The organism is Tsukamurella hominis, assembly GCF_965137015.1.
Taxonomy (GTDB): Bacteria; Actinomycetota; Actinomycetes; order Mycobacteriales; family Mycobacteriaceae; genus Tsukamurella; species Tsukamurella hominis.
The window spans coordinates 404,076-417,591 of sequence record NZ_CBCRZG010000002.1; the positions used below are offsets into that span (position 1 = coordinate 404,076).

Consider the following 13,516-nt stretch of genomic DNA (forward strand, 5'->3'; position numbering starts at 1 on the left):
ACCGATGGGAAATCCGGTGTTGTACGTCGTTCAGGACGAGGACGGGCAGTTGCGGAGCCATGTTTCGCGTGGCGGGGCTTATGGGGCCGCCGCATGGCCTGCCTCGGTCGGGCCGGAGGAGTTCCAGGCGGACCTGGCCAACCCTCGTTGGGATGGGGTCGGCCTCATCCGCGAGTACATGCACCTCGACTCCGGTGTTCTCATGGACTGCGTCACGAAGACCTTCGCCTGGCACACACTGTGGGATGAGGTCGGGCGTGCCCGACTCGAGCACGCGGAACTGGCGCGTGCTTTCCCCGGATGGAATCTGCGCTGGGCTGTCGAAGGTGCGTGGTCCTTCGCCGATGTGCTCGGCATATCACGTTCTGCGGTCGTGCAAGAGCAATACGACCCGCAGCTCCTGGCTCTCGAATTGCAGACGGCCGACGATGCGTTCAGCGACGACGGCGCGTGCATCTTGACGGTGCGGGAAGCGGGTGAGACCAGGTCTTTCCCACTGGTCGACTACGTCGACCACGCGATCACGATCGGGGCAGACGCTGCTCTTGCTGCGCGGTGGACCGACGACGAATTCGGTGTCGACGAGGTTATGTCGGGCGTGTGTGTCGACGTCGAGCGCCGAACGGTCCAATGGTGGACCAGTACTGCGGCCGAGAAGCTGTACCGTGCCGCGGTGACGCTCTGGCCGGGGTGGTCCTTCGAGTGCATGGGTGATGACTTCGAGGTGCACAACAGGTTCGCCGGCCGGCAGATCGCAAGGATCGACGGGGAGCTTGAGGTGCCCGATGGGGTGAGCCTTGCTGACCCGGTCCTTGTGGTCCGGCCCGCTGGGCTGCCGGGCTTTCGATGAGCGCGGATCGTAAGACGACGTCTACCGCGGGCGCCCACCACCCGGCGGCGGCCCCGGCATGCTCCCGACCTTCGGCGTGGTCCGGGTATCGACCCCGACGGGCAGGGAGACGCGATAGCCGGTCGTCACGTCGCCGGTGACGGTCGCCAGCTGGTGCGCGGCACCGTCCTCGCCGAACACGCCGTCGGAGGTCAGGGACACCGTGGCGAACGCCCGGATCGAGGACTCGTATCCGGCGGTGGCGTAGACGGCGTCGCAGACGTCCTCCGGGAAGGCCAGCTGCGAGGTCGCGATCGCGCTCTCCGCGTTGGTGATGTCCGCCCGGTCGCGGTAGACCTCGAAGTGGACGTGCGGCCAGCGGCCCTCGTAGCACGCGGGGAAGACGCTGGTGAAGCGCACGACGCCGGCATCGTCGGCCATCTGGACGCCGCGCAGGTAGTTCTGGTCGGTCGCGCCCGGGGTGTACAGCGAGTAGCGGCCCTCCCGGTCGCAGTGCCACACGTAGACGGCGGCGCCGGCGAAGGGCGCACCGTCGCGCGCGAGGTCGCGCACCGTCAGCTCAAGGGTGATCGGCACGCCGTCCGCGGTGCCGGACATCGCGCCGAAGCTCGACCGGATGTCGCTGCGCACCACGCCGCGGACCTCCAGCACGTCGGGCCCGTTCGACCCGTCGCCCGGGTACGGGCCCGCCGTCTCCTCGGGGATCTCGGCGAGTGTGGACGGCGTCACGGTCGGCGCGGCCGTGGGCGAGGACTCCGCCAAGGACGTCGATGGTCCGCTCTGGGTGCCGGACCCGCACGCCGCCAACCCGACCCCGGCGGCGCCGATCCCGAGCGCGGCGAGCATCCGTCGCCGGCTCATCAGCGTGCCGAGGTCGAAGCCCAGCCCCTGGTCGACGACCTCCTCGTGCGGGCGGGGCAGGGGGCGTCCCTCGTAGGTGCGCATGACGGTCCTTCCGGCGGAGTCGGCCTCCGCGACGAAATGAACGGTATCGGCCGATTCGCGCTCCCGCCGCGGAGTTCGCTGTGAGGTCGCTGGGAACCGCTGGACCTAAGGGACTGTCAGTGCCCGGCGCTACCGTTCGGGCATCGTCGAAGGGGGCACGATGACGGACCTGGAGCCACTGCTCACCGCGCAGATCGTCCCGCCCGATCGGGCGGCGGACTTCCTGCGCGCCATGGACATCGAGGTCGAGGACCTGTACGCCGCGATCGCGGCGGGGGAGCGCGCCGCGGGCGCACTCGATCACTTCGCTCCGCCCATGGCGCCGGGCTTCGTGCGCTGGGTCGAACTCGTCGCCGAGCTGCGCCGGCGGCTCGCGGCGACGGGACGGTGGTTCCCGGACAACAGACGCGGCCAGCCCGCAAGCCGCCACATCGCCAGTCGCCGCACGCTCACGGTGATGAGCGGCGACGCGGCCACCGGCAGCGCCGGGGCCCTACACGGACCGCACGTCGTCCGCCGCAAGGGGATGGCCACCGCCGACTCCTTCCGGCCCGACGAGGTGCTGTTTCCGCTCTCGGCCCTCCGCCCCGCGGCCCGGTCCGACGGTGCGCGCGCCGGCACCTGGGTGCTCCTCTACTGCGACGACGGCGCCGCGGTGCACCTGGAGGTCTCCCAGCCGACCGGCTTCGACGAGGACGCGGGGCAGTTCACGGGCTGGACGGTGCGGGTCCTCCTCGACGACTGGCGCCCGGGCGACCGGCGGGGCCTGGAATCGGGACTCGAGTCGGGGCTCGGCGCCGCGACGGACCTGCAGCTGTTCCGGTCGGTCGCCTGAGCCGTCCCCGTGAGCTGGCCGAAACCGGGCCGCGCACCGTCGGACATGCGGTACGCATGCCCTATGACCGAGCGGATCCTGCCCCTGGCCTCCACTATGCAAGACGAGCACCTGTCGCTGGCGACGCTGCTCCGCCACGCCACCACCTGGTACGCGGACGCCGGCGAGGTCGCCACGTGGACACCCGAGAAGACCACCCGGATGAGCTTCGGCGAGCTGGGGCGCGAGGCCGCCCGCCTCGCGAACGCGCTGACGGCCCTCGGCGTGGTCCCGGGCGACCGCGTCGGCACGTTCCAGTGGAACAACAACGAGCACATGACGGCCTACGTCGCGATCCCCGCGATGGGCAGCGTGCTGCACACCATCAACATCCGACTGTTCCCGGACCAGATCACCTACATCGCCAACCACGCCGCCGACCGCGTGATCATCACCGACGGCAGCCTGATCCCGCAGCTCAACGCCGCTATCGGCGGCATGACCACCATCGAGCACGTGATCGTGGTGGACGGGAACAAGGACGAGGTGGAGGCACCGTCGGGCGTGCGGCTGCACGACTACCGCGACCTGCTCGACGCGCAGCCCGACGAGTACGCCTGGCCCGAGATCGACGAGCGCGCGGCGGCGGCCGCCTGCTACACCTCCGGCACCACCGGCGATCCCAAGGGCGTCATGTACAGCCACCGCAGCATCTGGCTCCACTCCACGGCGGTGTGCGCGAGCTACGGCCTCGGCATGGGCCCGAACGACACCGTGCTGCCGATCGTGCCGATGTTCCACGCCATGAGCTGGGGCACGCCGTTCGGGGCGCTCATGTCGGGCGCCTCGCTGATCCTGCCGGACCGCTACCTGCAGCCCGAGCCGATGGCCCGCCTCCTCGCCGAGGAGAGGCCGACCATCTCCGCCGCGGTGCCGGCGGTGTGGATCGGCATCGTCAACCACCTGGACGCGCACCCCCAGGACATCAGCCACCTGCGCCACATCGCGTGCGGTGGGTCGGCGGTCCCGCTGAGCCTCGCGAAGGCCCTCGACCGGCACGGCGTGCAGGTGGTCCAGGCCTGGGGCATGACGGAGACCTCGCCTCTGGCGAGCATCGCGTGGCCGCCGCGCGGAGTGACGGGCGAGGAGGCCTGGGCCTACCGGAACACGCAGGGCCGGTTCTTCCCGGGCGTCCAGGGCCGCCTGGTCGATGACCTCGGCGAGGTCGTCCCGGCGGGCGGGGAGCAGGGCGAGGTGCAGGTCCGCGGGCCCTGGGTCACCGGCAGCTACTACAGCCCGGAGGGGTCCGAGCCCGTCGTCGCCGACAAGTTCGAGGGCGGCTGGCTGCGCACCGGCGACATCGGCAAGCTCACCGCGGACGGCTACGTGACCCTCGTCGATCGCTCGAAGGACGTCATCAAGTCCGGCGGCGAGTGGATCAGCTCGGTCGAGCTCGAGAACGAGGTGATGGCGCACCCGGCGGTGCTCGAGGCGGTGGCGATCGGCGTGCCCGACCCCAAGTGGGACGAGCGCCCGCTGGTGGCGGTCGTGCTCCAGCCGGGCGCCGAGGTCACCATCGCTGAGCTGCAGGAACACCTCGGTGGGAAGTTCGCGAAGTGGCAGATCCCCGACAACTGGGCCTTCATCGCGGAGGTCCCGAAGACCTCTGTGGGCAAGTTCGACAAGAAGGTCCTGCGCGCGCAGCACGCCGCGGGATACCTGTCCGTCGTCCACGAATAGAGACTCGGACGGGCGTGTCAGAACATCTGGGGTTGACACCATGATGCATTCTGAAAGGCATGCCCGAGCAGTCTCACGATCCGCGCTGGGTCGCCGCTGCTAATTGGGCGGCGGCCGGCGGCTTCGGCGTGGGCGCGATCGCCCAGCGCGAAGGGGTCACCCGGATCGACGCCCTGCTGGCGATCGCCGACGAATGGATGAGGTTCCCCGACCTGTTCACCCGGCCGCCCGCTGCGGTGCCGCCGGTCGGGGTCGAACAGTGCCCCGAGTGCGGGATCTGGTTCTCGGACGTCGAGGCGCACCGCGTGGTGCACCGGCGGGGCCGCCAACGGCCGGCGACGCCGCGCCCGCGCAGGGCCGGCAGGCGGCGGACCGTCGAACAGATCGGGCAGAGCGGCCGACCCACGCGCCCACGTGCCTCGCCGAGTGCCCTGGACGGCCCCGTGGACGCCCCGCCGCCCGGCCGGGGGGTCCCGCTGACCGAACTGCCTCCCGACGCGCCCTGGAGCAGCTGGGCGGAGGCGGCCAACTGGGCGGCCGCGAACGGACTCGGACCGAGCCGCCTCGCCGACCGCGTGGGCACCGACGCCGCGTCGGTGACGGTGGCGATCATCGACGCGTGGAGCCATGACCCGACGGCGTTCACGGTGCCCGCGGCCGTCAACGCCCCCGGCGGCGCGCTCAAACAGTGCCCGGCGTGCGGACTGTGGTTCGCGAGTGTCGACAACCACGTCGCGGCGCACGGCCGGATCAGCGGACGTCGACGGGGCTCGGCGCGAACGCAGGCGCGGTGGGGCGCCCGGACCGAGCACGACGGGCACGCCGCCCCGCGTACGGCGTTCGAGCACGCGATGGAGCGCGATGGCCTGCTCGACCACTACCTCGAACTGCGGCGATGCGTGCTCGAGCACCTGAGCCCGCCGCAGTTCCGCACGCGCATCGACGCCACGGACCAGCGGGTCGCCGAGTTGCTGGACCGCATGGCCGCGCACGACGACTACGGCGACGCCCTCGGCGACCTGATGCGCTCCCGCGAGGGCCGGCTGGAGGACGACGGCGACCGGGTGCAGTGCCACCTGTGCGGCTTGTGGATGGCGATGCTCGTCCCGCACCTCGGGGTGCACGGCGTCGACGCGGCGGCTTACCGCCGCCGGTTCGGCCTGGCCGCCGACGACCTGCTCGCCTCGCGCAGCATGGTCCCGCGGCGTCCCCGCGCGCCCCGTCGTCCTGCCGGGAGCGCCGCCGAGCCGACGGTGACCGCCTGACGAGTCCCAGCGAACGCGCAGGCCGTCCCATGCCGGCGCGCAGGTGCGGCAGTCAGGCTTCTCGCATGACCACGATGAAGAAGATGATCGGATCCACGATCCTGGGTACCACCGCGATGGGCGGCCTCGCCACCGTCGGCGCCGGCGCCGCGGCCGCAACGCCGAACCCCGGCCCGCCCGGTGCTCCGGGTGTCGGACAGGGCGCCCGCCCCGCCGCGAAGCCCGCGCCGAAGCCGGCGGCCCGGCCGGCGCCGAACCAGGTGCCCCGCCAGGTCGCACCGCGGCCGAACGGGCAGAACCCGAACTGGCGGCCCGGCCCGGTGTACCGCCAGGGCGCCTGGCACACCCCGGTCTGGGACCAGGGCCGCAACCACTGGGGCTTCTGGATCGGGCCGATCTGGATCCCCATCGGCTGACCCTGCGCCCCGCCCGCACCCGAACCTGTCGGCCACCCGTCCTAATCTGGACGGGTGGCCGATCCGCAGAGTTACCGTCCCGCACCGGGCTCCATCCCCACGCAGCCCGGCGTGTACAAGTTCCGGGACAAGCACGGCCGCGTCATCTACGTCGGCAAGGCGAAGTCCCTGCGCAGCCGCCTCAACTCCTACTTCGCCGATGTCTTCGGCCTACACCCGCGGACCTACCAGATGGTCACCACCGCCGCGTCCGTCGAATGGACCGTGGTGGGCACCGAGGTCGAGGCGCTGCAGCTCGAATACAACTGGATCAAGGAGTTCGACCCGCAGTTCAACGTCCGCTACCGGGACGACAAGACGTACCCGATGCTCGCGGTCACCCTCAACGAGGAGTACCCGCGGCTGTACGTCTACCGCGGCCCCCGGCGCAAGGGCGTGCGCTACTTCGGCCCCTACAGCCACGCCTGGGCCATCCGCGAGACCCTCGACCTGCTCCTGCGGGTCTTCCCCGCCCGCACCTGCTCGGCGGGAGTCTTCAAGAGGCACAACCAGATGGGCCGCCCGTGCCTGCTGGGCTACATCGACAAGTGCTCCGCGCCGTGCGTCGGAAGGGTGACGGCCGCGGAGCACCGGCAGATCGTCGAGGACTTCTGCGACTTCCTCGCCGGCAAGACCGACAACCTCGTCAAACAGCTCGAGAACGACATGCTCGCCGCCAGCGAGGACCTGGATTTCGAGCGCGCCGCGCGCCTGCGCGACGACGTGGCGGCCCTGCGCAAGGCCGTCGAGAAGCAGGCCGTGGTGCTCGGCGACGGCACCGATGCCGATGTCATCGCCTTCTCCGCCGACGAGCTCGAGGCCGCCGTCCAGATCTTCCACGTCCGCGGCGGCCGCGTCCGCGGCCAGCGCGGCTGGGTGGTCGAGAAGCCGGGCGACGCGGAGCAGAACGAGCACGCCGAGCTGCTGGAGCAGTTCGTCACCCAGTTCTACGGCGAGGAGGTCGAGCGCGCCGAGCAGTCGGGCGACGGCGCGGTCAACCCTGTGCCGCGCGAGGTCCTCGTGCCGGTGCTGCCGGACGATGCGGACGAGCTGCAGGACTGGCTGTCGGGTCTCCGCGGCGCCCGGGTGTCCTTGCGCATCCCGCAGCGCGGCGACAAGCGCACGCTCATGGAGACGGTGGAGCGCAACGCCGTCGAGGCGCTGCACCAGCACAAGCTCAAGCGTTCCGGCGACCTCACGGCCCGCTCGGCGGCGCTCCAGGGACTGCAGGACGCGCTGGACCTCGACGAGGCGCCGCTGCGCATCGAGTGCGTCGACATCAGCCACATCCAGGGCTCCGACGTGGTGGCATCGCTGGTGGTCTTCGAGGACGGCCTGGCGAAGAAGTCCGACTACCGGCACTACGGGATCAAGGAGGCCGCGGGCGACGGCCACAGCGACGACGTCGCGTCCATCGCCGAGGTCACCCGTCGCCGCTTCCTGCGCCACCGCGCGGACGCCCGGCAGACCGAGGACGCCGGCGGCGCGGAGGCAGGGCAGCAGGGGGACGACAACGGAGGAGACCTCGCCCCGGAGGCCGCGCTCGACCCGCAGACGGGGCGCCCGCGCCGGTTCGCGTACCCGCCCAACCTCTTCGTGGTCGACGGTGGCGCGCCGCAGGCGGCCGCGGCCCAGGAGGTGCTGGACGAGCTGGGCGTGACCGACGTGGCGGTCGTGGGGCTCGCCAAGCGGCTCGAGGAGGTGTGGGTCCCCGGCGACGAGGACCCGGTGATCCTTCCCCGCAGCTCGGATGTGCTGTTCCTGCTGCAGCGGGTGCGCGACGAGGCGCACCGGTTCGCCATCTCCTTCCACCGCAGCAAGCGGTCCAAGCGGATGACCGCGAGCGCACTCGACGCGATCCCCGGCCTCGGCGACACCCGCAAGACCGCGCTGCTGCAGCACTTCGGCTCGGTCACCAAGCTCCGCGAGGCCAGCCTCGAGGAGATCGTGGAGGTGCCCGGGATCGGGATGACCACCGCCCGCACCGTGCTCGACGGCCTGCGCACCGACGGCGCGTGAACGCGGCCGATGTGGCGGCGCAGGTCGCGCCGGTTCTCGTCTTCCTGCTCGCGATCACCGTGGTCGCCGAGATCGCGCAGCTGGCGGGGGTGTTCGACGCCCTCGGCGTGCTCGCGGCGCGCCTCGGCCGGGGCCGGGTGCCGCTCATGTGGCTGTGCACGGTGGCGGCCGCCTGCGCGGCGACGATCGTGCTGAGTCTCGACACCACCGCGGTGCTGCTGACACCCGTCGTGCTGGCCGCGGCGTCGCGACTCGGGCTGGCGCCCCTGCCCTTCGCGATGACCACGGTCTGGCTCGCGAACACGGCCTCGCTACTGCTGCCGGTCTCGAACCTCACCAACCTGCTCGCCGTCTACCACCTCGACGGCGGCGTCCGGGCCTACGTCGCCCTCTCCTGGCGGCCCGCGTTGGCCGCGATCGCGGTCACCGTCGTCGTGCTGTGGCTGCTGCACCGCCTGGACCTGCGCGGCAGGTACGAGATCCCCGACTTCGAGGCGCCGGCCGACCGGGTCCTGTTCGGCATCGCCGCGGCCGTCTGCCTCGCCCTGGGGCCGGCCTTCGCGCTCGGTATCCCGCCCGCCGCGGCGTCGACGGTGGCCGCGCTCGTCCTGGTCGGGGCGGTGGCCGTGCGCGCGCCGCAGCGGCTCCGCGAGATCGTGGTGCCGTGGCGGATGGTGCTGATCCTGGCCGCCGTCTTCGCCGGGGTGCAGGTGCTCCTCGCGGTGGGGCTGGAGGGCGTCCTGCGCGACGTCGCGGGAGCGGGCACGGCACCGTCGGACCTGCTGCGGGTGGCGGGCGTCGGGGCACTGGCCGCGAACGGGGTGAACAACCTGCCCGCGTACCTGGCCCTCGAACCGGTCGCCGCCGGCGATCCCGTACGCCTCATGGCGCTGCTCATCGGCGTGGGGGTGGCGCCGATCGTGACGCTGTGGGCCTCGCTGGCGACGCTGCTCTGGCGGGAGCGGTGCGCCCGCGCGGGAGTGCGGATCTCCGCCCGCCGGTTCGCGTTCCACGGACTGCTGCTCGCCGTTCCCGCGACGGTCGCCGCGGTCCTGGTTCTCTGACGCGTCAGGTATGTCCGGTTGCTCCCCATCTCGTCGGGCTTAGTGTAGCGTCGCCTTACTCTCGCCCGTCGTGAGTGATTTCGTTGCTCAAGAAAAGGATTCGACGATGTCGTTGCGCAAGCGCTCCACCCTGGCCGCCGCCCTGGTGGCGGTGGCCTCCCTCACGATCACGGCCTGCGGGTCGAGCGGCGACGGTGCGGCACCGTCGAGCTCGGGCTCGGCGGGCGGCGAACTGACGCTCTACAACGCCCAGCACGACACCCTCGCCAAGGAGTGGGTGGAGAAGTTCACCGCGGAGACCGGCATCAAGGTCACGATCCGCCAGGGCAAGGATTCCGAACTGGCGCAGCAGATCATCGCCGAGGGTGACCGCTCGCCCGCCGATGTCTTCCTCACCGAGAACTCGCCCGCGATGACCCAGGTCGAGAACAAGGGCCTGTTCGCCGACGTCGACCCGGCGACGCTCGCGCAGGTGAACAACGGCCTCAAGCCGTCCACGGGCAAATGGACGGGCATCGCGGCCCGCTCGACGGTGCTCGTCTACGACAAGCGCAAGGTGACGCCCGAGCAGCTGCCGAAGTCGATGGCCGACCTCGCGACGCCGGAGTGGAAGGGCCGCTGGAGCGCGTCGCCGTCCGGCGCGGACTTCCAGGCCATCGTCTCGGCGTACCTGCAGCTCAAGGGCGAGCAGGCCACGAAGGACTGGCTGAAGGCGATGAAGGAGAACGCCAAGGAGTACAAGGGCAACGGCGCCGCGATGAAGGCCGTCAACGCCGGCGAGGTCGACACCGCCCTCATCTACCACTACTACTTCTACGGCGACCAGGCGAAGACCGGCGAGAACTCCGGCAACGTGGGCACCCACTACTTCAAGAACCAGGACCCGGGCGCCTTCGTCTCGATCTCCGGCGGCGGCGTGCTGAAGTCGTCGAAGAAGCAGGCACAGGCCCAGCAGCTGCTCAAGTTCATCACCTCCAAGGCCGGTCAGGAGGTGCTCGAGAAGGGCACGTCCTTCGAGTACCCGGTGGCCTCCGGCGTCCCGGCCAACGCGAAGCTCGTCCCGATGGCGGACCTGCAGGCGCCGACCGTCGACCCGGCCACCCTCAACGGCCCGCAGGTCGTGACCCTGATGACCGAGGCGGGCCTGCTCTGAGGCTGCTCACCTTCGCGGCCGCCGCCATCGCGGCGGTCGCGGCGGTGCCGCTGGGCTTCGTCGTCTACACGACGATCGACACCGGCTGGGCGGAATCCGTCCGGCTCGTCTTCCGGCCCCGCGTCGCCGAGCTACTCATCAACACCGTGCTGCTCACGGTGATCGCGGTGCCGCTCAGCGTGATCCTCGGCGTCGGCGGCGCCTGGCTGGTCGAGCGGACCGCGCTGCGGGGTCGCCGGGTGTGGTCGCTGCTCCTTGCGGCGCCGCTCGCGATCCCCGCGTTCGTCGGCAGCTACGGCTGGGTCTCCGCGATCCCGTCGCTCGGCGGGCTGTGGTCGGGCGTGCTGATCGCGGTGCTGTTCTACTACCCCCTCGTCTACATCCCGGTCGCGGCGGCGCTGAGCCGGCTCGACCCCGCACTCGAGGAGTCCGCCGCCGCGCTCGGCCTCGGGCGGTGGGCGGTGTTCGTCCGGGTCGTCCTCCCGCAGTTGCGGCTCGCGGCCCTGGGCGGCGCGGTGCTCGTGGCGCTGCACCTGCTCGCCGAGTACGGCGCCTTCGCGATGATCCGGTTCGACACCTTCACCACTGCGATCATGGTGCAGTACCAGTCGACCTTCAACGGGGCCGCGGGGTCGATGCTCGCCGGGGTGCTGGCGCTGCTGTGTCTGCTCCTGCTCGTCGCCGAGGTCGCCGCCCGCGGCCGCGCCCGGTACGCCCGGGTGGGGTCGGGCGCGGTCGCGACGCCGGAGCGGATCCCGCTGGGCCGCTACCAGGCCGGCGCGCAGGTCGCGCTCCTGGCGCTCGTGGGTGCCGCCCTGGGGCTCCCGCTGTGGTTCGTGGTCCGGTGGACCGTGCGCGGCGCCGCGCAGTCGGTGCCCGCCGACCTGCTCGAGGCGCTCGGCACGTCGCTCGGCTACGGCGCGGCGACCGCCGTGCTCACCGTCGCCGCCGCCTTCCCGCTCGCGTACCTCGCCGTGCGCCGGCCGAACCGCGTCACCCGGACGCTCGAGGCCTCGACCTACGTCAGCAGCGCGATGCCCGGCATCGTCATCGGCCTGGCGCTGGTCACCGTCTCGATCCGCGCGGTCCCGGACCTGTACCAGAGCGCGACGGTGCTGATCCTCGCCTACGTGCTGCTCTTCCTGCCGCGCGCCGCCGTGGGCCTGCGGGCGGGCCTCGCCCAGGCGCCGGTCTCGCTCGAGGAGGCCGCCCGAGCGCTCGGGTCGCCGCCCCCGATCGCCTTCGCGCGCATCACCCTCCGCCTCACCGCGCCCGCGTCCGCGGCGGGCGCGGCCCTCGTCTTCCTCGCCGTCACCAACGAGCTGACGGCGACGCTGATCCTGGCGCCCAACGGAACCCGCACCCTCGCGACCGAGTTCTGGGCGCGCAGCAGCGAGATCGACTATCCCGGTGCCGCGCCCTACGCCATGGCGATGGTGCTCCTGTCGCTGCCCACCACCTACCTGCTGTTCCGCCAGTCCCGCCGGGCCGCCGGACGCACCACCCGGACGAGAGGAGCCGCATGAGCGCCGAACTCGCCCTGCGCGGTCTCACCAAGCGCTACGGCGCCGACACCGTGCTGCGGGACGTCGACCTGACAGTGGCGGCGGGTTCGATCACCGCCGTCGTCGGGCCCTCCGGTTCCGGGAAGACGACACTGCTCCGGCTCGTCGCCGGCTTCGCCCGGCCCGACGCCGGCAGCGTCCGGCTCGGTGACCGCGACCTCGCCTCGGACGCCGCGTGGGTCGCCGCGCACCGGCGGGGCGTCGGCTACGTCGCGCAGGACGGCGCGCTGTTCCCGCACCTCTCGGTCGCGCGCAACATCGCCTTCGGGATGGGGGCATCGCTGCCGGTGCGCCGGCGTGCCGCGGCCGGGCGGGTCGCCGAGCTGCTGGAGACGGTCTCGCTGGATCCCGCACTGGCCCGGCGCTATCCGCACGAGCTGTCCGGCGGCCAGCAACAACGGGTCGCCCTCGCACGGGCGCTGGCCGGGGCGCCGCGGATCATGCTGCTCGACGAATCCTTCTCAGCCCTCGACGCGGGCCTACGGGTCGCGACCCGCGCCGCCGTCGCCGAGGTGCTCGGCGCGGCTGGGATCACGACGGTGCTGGTCACCCACGACCAGGCGGAGGCGCTCTCCTTCGCCGACCAAGTGGCAGTGCTCCGCGGCGGTGCCCTGGAACAGGTCGGCCCGCCGGACGGGGTCTACGCACGGCCCGCCTCCGAGTCCGTCGCGCGCTTCCTCGGCGACGTCGTCGTGGTCGACGGCGCGCTCGACGGCCCCGCCGCCGAGACGGTGCTGGGACGGATCCCCGTCGCCGGGACCGACGGTGCCGCCCCGCGCGGGTCGGTGCCACTCCTGTTGCGCCCCGAGCAGGTCCGGATCGCGGGGGAGGGCGTGCCCGCCACCGTCATCCGGGTCGAGTTCTTCGGTCCGGACGCCACCGTGGGCCTGCGCCTCGCCGACGGGACCGGCATCGAGATCCGACACCCCAGCACCGAACTGCCCGCGCCCGGCGACGAGGTGCGGCTGCGGGTGGTGGGGGAGGCCGTGATCCTCGAATCGCCCGCGGCTCAGCGGTAGACGAGCAGCGGCACCGTCGCCGGATCGAGGTCCTCCGGGTAGTAGGCGCCCTCGTAGCAGAACCCGAGGCGATCGCGGATCGCGAGCTCGGTGATGGACTCGAAGTCGTCGTCCTCGCCGTCGTGGTCGCGTTCGAAGGGGAGCGGATCGCCGTCCTCGTCGATCAGGCCGTCGTCGGCGGAGCCGCAGAAGGTTCGGACGAGCGAGCCGTTGCGCCATCGCGCGAACCCGCCCAGTCCCACGACCGAGTGGAGGAGGAAGGCGTCGACGCCGTGGGTGCGGATCAGGTTCCACCCCCAGTCGTCGATGGCCTCACCGATCCATCCCGCCGCACCGCCGAAAGCGGCGATGGTCAGGTCGCCGTACACCCCGACCGCGATCTCACCGTCCCGCGAGTAGACGTCGTCCCCGAGGTCGCCGGTGCGGTGGGCCCGCCGCCGTCGTCCCCTTGCGCGCTTCCCGAGGATCTCCGTCGCCAGTGCATCCGACGCCGCGACGTCGAGCGGCGGCAGATCCCGCAGGCGCGCTGCGGCATCGCCGTGTGACGCCACGATGAAATTGCACTTCATTCCCATGGCGCAGACGCTACGGGCGCCGCCTTGGGCGCGGCTTGGCGCGGACCAGGAC

The 13,516-nt window shown here is 72.0% G+C and carries 12 protein-coding genes; 10 read left to right on the forward strand and 2 right to left on the reverse strand.

What is annotated here, in order from left to right; translation table 11 throughout:
* The first annotated feature begins 4 nt into the window (after positions 1-4).
* Positions 5-850, forward strand: coding sequence for a hypothetical protein (locus tag ACM9LD_RS04520; protein ID WP_415675567.1), 846 nt, complete (start codon positions 5-7; stop codon positions 848-850).
* Positions 851-871: 21 nt separating this feature from the next.
* On the opposite strand, the gene ACM9LD_RS04525 is transcribed toward ACM9LD_RS04520, so the two are convergent.
* Entirely contained in the window at positions 872-1,795 is a 924-nt protein-coding gene (locus tag ACM9LD_RS04525; protein ID WP_415675568.1) for an intradiol ring-cleavage dioxygenase, read from the reverse strand.
* Between the two features lie 160 nt (positions 1,796-1,955).
* On the opposite strand from ACM9LD_RS04525, the gene ACM9LD_RS04530 reads away from it, so the two are divergent.
* The 9 genes from ACM9LD_RS04530 to ACM9LD_RS04570 all read left to right on the forward strand — a co-directional run bounded on the left by ACM9LD_RS04530 (position 1,956) and on the right by ACM9LD_RS04570 (position 12,889).
* Positions 1,956-2,630: a hypothetical protein gene (locus ACM9LD_RS04530; protein WP_415675569.1), complete on the forward strand. Its 675-nt coding sequence runs from the start codon at positions 1,956-1,958 to the stop codon at positions 2,628-2,630.
* 63 nt (positions 2,631-2,693) lie between these two features.
* Positions 2,694-4,349 (forward strand): long-chain fatty acid--CoA ligase, encoded by a 1,656-nt coding sequence (locus tag ACM9LD_RS04535; protein WP_415675570.1) that lies wholly within the window; start codon positions 2,694-2,696, stop codon positions 4,347-4,349.
* Positions 4,350-4,408: 59 nt separating this feature from the next.
* Complete coding sequence (locus tag ACM9LD_RS04540) at positions 4,409-5,614, forward strand: Ros/MucR family transcriptional regulator (RefSeq protein WP_415675571.1); 1,206 nt, start codon at positions 4,409-4,411, stop codon at positions 5,612-5,614.
* 65 nt (positions 5,615-5,679) lie between these two features.
* Positions 5,680-6,030, forward strand: coding sequence for a hypothetical protein (locus tag ACM9LD_RS04545; RefSeq protein ID WP_415675572.1), 351 nt, complete (start codon positions 5,680-5,682; stop codon positions 6,028-6,030).
* A 54-nt stretch (positions 6,031-6,084) separates the two neighbouring features.
* Complete coding sequence (gene uvrC, locus ACM9LD_RS04550; protein ID WP_415675573.1) at positions 6,085-8,088, forward strand: excinuclease ABC subunit UvrC; 2,004 nt, start codon at positions 6,085-6,087, stop codon at positions 8,086-8,088.
* Entirely contained in the window at positions 8,085-9,152 is a 1,068-nt protein-coding gene (locus ACM9LD_RS04555; protein WP_415675574.1) for an SLC13 family permease, read from the forward strand. Before uvrC ends, ACM9LD_RS04555 begins: the two co-directional genes overlap by 4 nt.
* Before the next feature lie 112 nt (positions 9,153-9,264).
* The gene (locus tag ACM9LD_RS04560; protein ID WP_415675603.1) at positions 9,265-10,305 is read left to right on the forward strand and encodes an iron ABC transporter substrate-binding protein; all 1,041 of its coding nucleotides are present in this window, start codon (positions 9,265-9,267) and stop codon (positions 10,303-10,305) included.
* Positions 10,302-11,831, forward strand: a complete 1,530-nt coding sequence (locus tag ACM9LD_RS04565) for an ABC transporter permease (RefSeq protein WP_415675604.1) — start codon at positions 10,302-10,304, stop codon at positions 11,829-11,831. The genes ACM9LD_RS04560 and ACM9LD_RS04565 overlap by 4 nt, the downstream gene beginning before the upstream one ends.
* Complete coding sequence (locus tag ACM9LD_RS04570) at positions 11,828-12,889, forward strand: ABC transporter ATP-binding protein (RefSeq protein ID WP_415675575.1); 1,062 nt, start codon at positions 11,828-11,830, stop codon at positions 12,887-12,889. Before ACM9LD_RS04565 ends, ACM9LD_RS04570 begins: the two co-directional genes overlap by 4 nt.
* Here ACM9LD_RS04570 and ACM9LD_RS04575 read toward each other — a convergent pair.
* Positions 12,880-13,464 (reverse strand): DUF6928 family protein, encoded by a 585-nt coding sequence (locus ACM9LD_RS04575; protein WP_415675576.1) that lies wholly within the window; start codon positions 13,462-13,464, stop codon positions 12,880-12,882. The two genes, ACM9LD_RS04570 and ACM9LD_RS04575, sit on opposite strands and share 10 nt — an antisense overlap.
* Positions 13,465-13,516: the final 52 nt, after the last annotated feature.

What these genes read in the sequence shown, in the direction of transcription:
- ACM9LD_RS04520 (WP_415675567.1), top strand. Translation starts at nt 5, where the DNA reads ATGGGAAATCCGGTGTTGTACGTCGTTCAGGACGAGGACGGGCAGTTG.
- ACM9LD_RS04525 (WP_415675568.1), bottom strand. Translation starts at nt 1,795, where the DNA reads ATGCGCACCTACGAGGGACGCCCCCTGCCCCGCCCGCACGAGGAGGTC.
- ACM9LD_RS04530 (WP_415675569.1), top strand. Translation starts at nt 1,956, where the DNA reads ATGACGGACCTGGAGCCACTGCTCACCGCGCAGATCGTCCCGCCCGAT.
- ACM9LD_RS04535 (WP_415675570.1), top strand. Translation starts at nt 2,694, where the DNA reads ATGACCGAGCGGATCCTGCCCCTGGCCTCCACTATGCAAGACGAGCAC.
- ACM9LD_RS04540 (WP_415675571.1), top strand. Translation starts at nt 4,409, where the DNA reads ATGCCCGAGCAGTCTCACGATCCGCGCTGGGTCGCCGCTGCTAATTGG.
- ACM9LD_RS04545 (WP_415675572.1), top strand. Translation starts at nt 5,680, where the DNA reads ATGACCACGATGAAGAAGATGATCGGATCCACGATCCTGGGTACCACC.
- ACM9LD_RS04570 (WP_415675575.1), top strand. Translation starts at nt 11,828, where the DNA reads ATGAGCGCCGAACTCGCCCTGCGCGGTCTCACCAAGCGCTACGGCGCC.
- ACM9LD_RS04575 (WP_415675576.1), bottom strand. Translation starts at nt 13,464, where the DNA reads ATGGGAATGAAGTGCAATTTCATCGTGGCGTCACACGGCGATGCCGCA.